The sequence below is a fragment of the Burkholderia paludis genome (assembly GCF_000732615.1).
GTDB classification, from domain to species: domain Bacteria; phylum Pseudomonadota; class Gammaproteobacteria; order Burkholderiales; family Burkholderiaceae; genus Burkholderia; species Burkholderia paludis.
In genome coordinates, this window is record NZ_JPGL01000139.1 from 1 (window position 1) to 3,509 (window position 3,509).

Annotated in this window: 2 protein-coding genes; both read left to right on the top strand. The window is 68.5% G+C overall.

Annotated elements, in window-relative coordinates; translation table 11 throughout:
• On the top strand, positions 1-3,138 hold a 3,138-nt coding region (locus tag GQ56_RS0138795; protein ID WP_031403743.1), incomplete at its 5' end, for a two-partner secretion domain-containing protein.
• A gap of 269 nt (positions 3,139-3,407) precedes the next feature.
• Positions 3,408-3,509 (top strand): ESPR domain-containing protein (locus tag GQ56_RS47370; protein ID WP_152601845.1); only part of this gene is annotated, 102 nt, incomplete at its 3' end.

Here is a 3,509-nt window from a genome sequence, read left to right on the forward strand (position 1 = left end):
TATTCACTGGTATGGAACGACGCGCAGGGCGGCTGGTGCGCGGTGAGCGAAACGGCGCGCCGTCGGGGCAAGACGGGCAGCGGCAAGCGCCTGCTGGCGGCGGGCGTATCGCTGCTCGGGTTGGCGGCGACGAGCGCGTACGCGCTGCCGACGGGCGGCGCGGTTGCGTCGGGGCAGGCGGACATCGCGACGTCGGCGGACGGCAAGACGATGTCGATCAACCAGCACACGGACAAGCTGATCACGAACTGGCAGGACTTCAGCGTGGGCGGCGGAGAGCGGGTGTCGTTCAAGCAGCCGGACGCGAAGTCGATCGCGTTGAACCGGGTGATCGGGACGAACGGCAGCCAGATCCACGGGCAGATCGACGCGAACGGTAAGGTGTTCGTGGTGAATCCGAACGGGGTGGTGTTCGGGGCAGGCGCACAGGTGAACGTGGGCGGTCTGGTGGCGTCGACGAAGGATGTGTCGGACAAGGATTTTCTGGCGAGCAACTACCGGTTCTCGGGCGCATCGGGCCAGTCGGTTGAGAACGCGGGGACGATCGCGGCCACTGAAGGCGGCAGTGTGGCGTTGCTGGGTGCGCGGGTGTCGAACACGGGAGTGATCCGGGCGCAGGCGGGCAACGTGGCACTGGGCGCGGGCGACACGTTCAACGTGAACTTCGACGGAAACGGCTTGCTGAGCCTGCAGGTGGAAGGCGGCGCGATGGATGCGCAGGCGCACAACGGCGGTCTGCTGAAGGCGGAAGGCGGCGAGGTGCTGATGACGGCGCGCGCGGTGAACGGCCTGCTGAACGCGGTGGTGAACAACAGCGGGACGATCGAGGCGCAGGGGCTGGGCACGCGCGGCGGGAAGATCGTACTGGACGGTGGTCTGGTGCAGGTAGCCGGCAAGCTGAACGCGGCTGGCGGTGACGTGACGATGCGTGGCGAGCGGGTGAAGGTGGCGGGCGACGCACAGGTCGATACGCGCAGCACGTCAGGTCGCACGGGTACGTGGACGATCGAGTCGGCGAACGCGAACGTCGACAATGCGGACGGTGCGTTGGGCGGACAGACGCTGTCGCGCGCGCTTGGCACGACGAACGTGGCACTGACTCATACGTCGGGCACGCTGACAGTCGACGCTCCGGTGAACTGGGCGAGCGACCATGCACTGACGCTGACGTCGCAAAAGGGTGACGTTGCGCTGAAGCAGGCAGTAGCAGCAAGCGGCGCAAAGGCGCGCGTGGTGGCAAATGCGGCGGGCGAGATCCGCGTGGATGACAAGCTGGCGCTGACGGGCGAGCAGGCGCATCTGGAGCTGAACTCGGTGAAGGGTCACCGGTTCACGCAGGACAACGCGTCGGCAACGCTGTCGGGCCGCAATGCGTCGTTCTCGTCGAACGGCGAAGCGTATCAGGTGATCCACGACGTCGCGGGCCTGCGCGGCGTCGACCGCGACCTGAACGGCCACTACGTACTGGGCAACGCGGTGGACGGCCGCGGCGCATCGTTCCAGAGCATCGGAGCGAACGGCGCGTTCGACGGCGTGTTCGACGGCCTCGGCAACACGGTTTCGCGGCTGAACGTCACTGCCGGCGGCCCGGCGGTCGGCCTCTTTGCGGAGAACCGCGGCCGCATCGCCAACCTCGCGCTCGATTCGCTGACCTTGAACAACACGTCGATCTCCAGTGATTCGGTGATCGGCGGCCTGGCTGCATACAACCGCGGGACGATCTCGAACGTCCGCGCGACGCGCATGTCGGTGTCGTCGTCGCTTTCCGGCCGGAGCGAAAGCGTGGTGGGCGGGCTCGTCGGCGTGAACAACGGCGGCGCCATCGACGGTGCGAGCTTCCAGGGGCGGATCAGCGGCAACGACAAGGTGACGTCGATTGGCGGGCTGGTCGGCCAGAACCTCGCCGGCGGGCGGATCGCGAACGGTCGCGCCGACGCCGAGATCACGAGCAAGGGGGCGCCGGCGCTCGGGACGTATACGGTGGGCGGCCTGGTCGGCACGAACTGGGACGCGACCGTGTCGGATTCGTCGAGCGGCGGCAAGCTTTCGGTAGGCGACAACGTGGTCGCTGGCGGTCTCGTCGGCCTGGCCGGCAGCGGCGCCATCGAGCGTTCGACTTCGTCGGTGGCCGTGTCGTCGGGGAAAAACGGCTATGTCGGCGGGGCGATCGGCTGGAGCTTCGATACTGCGCTGTCGGCTGTGTCGGCAAGCGGCAGTGTCGGCGCGGCGTCGGGAGCGACCGTCGGCGGCCTGGTCGGCAGCAACGTGGGCGGCAGCATTCGCGACGCCTCGGCGAATGGCAACGTCACCGCGACGGCCGGCAGCACGCTCGGCGGCCTGGTCGGCAGCAACGTCGGCGGCGCGATCAGCCAATCGCACGCGTCCGGCAACGTGACCGGAAACGGCGCGGCGGCGGTGGGCGGCTTTGCGGGCGAGCATGCCGGCGCCGTCCTCGCGGACGTGTCGGCGAAGGGGCGGGTGAGCAATACCGCGAGCGGCGTCGTCGGCGGTCTGGTCGGCCGGAACGACGGCACGATTCGCCAGGGCGTGGCGTACGGCGACGTGATCGCAGGCAACGCGAGCACGGCCGGCGGACTCGTGGCCGTCAACGACGGGACGATCGACGCTTCGAAGTCGGGCGGCACCGTGCGCGGCGGCCTGAACAACACGGTCGGCGGCCTCGTCGGCGAAAACCACGGCGCGATCGTCGCGTCGAGCTCGACGTCGAACGCTTCCGCCGGGCGCGACAGCTACGTCGGCGGCCTGGTCGGCCTCAACAAGGGGCTGAATGCCGTCGTGAGCGGCTCGAAGGCGTTCGGCGACGTGACGCTCGCGAGCGGGCTCGCCGTCGGCGGATTCGTCGGGTGGAACGAAGCGTTGATTACCGGTTCCGAGTCGTCCGGGACGGTGTTGGGCGTCGGGACGATGAGCGGCGGCTTCGTGGGCGGCAACGCCGGCACGATCCGCTTGTCGAGCACGAGCTCGAAGATCGACTATCCGGCGCAGGCGCGACCGTCGGTTTACGGCGGTTTCGCAGGCATCAATACGGCAATCATCGAATCGAGCCGGACGACGGGCGCGGCATCGGCCGAACGCTTCGCGGGCATGAACCTCGGCGTGGTCGGCGGCAATCGGTAATTCGCGTCGCTGCGGGGCGTGGCGTCGCGCGCGGTGTGGGCTGCAAGCGCCGCTCCGGCGCCATTCCCCGCTCGATACGAGATGACGTTGCCGAAAGACATGCAAGCCGGTCATGGCCGGCCGGTCCGGGGTGGACCGGTTCGGCGCGGCGCAAGCTTGGCCGTCGGCCGGTTGCATGGATGGGATCGAGTCTGCCCGGATCTCCGGGCGGACCTGATCGTCTGCCCGCTTGCAACGGGCGTTGGAAAATCATATAGACAGGAATCCATATGAATAAGGCCTATTCACTGGTATGGAACGACGCGCAGGGCGGCTGGTGCGCGGTGAGCGAAACGGCGCGCCGTCGGGGCAAGACGGGCAGCGGCAAGCGC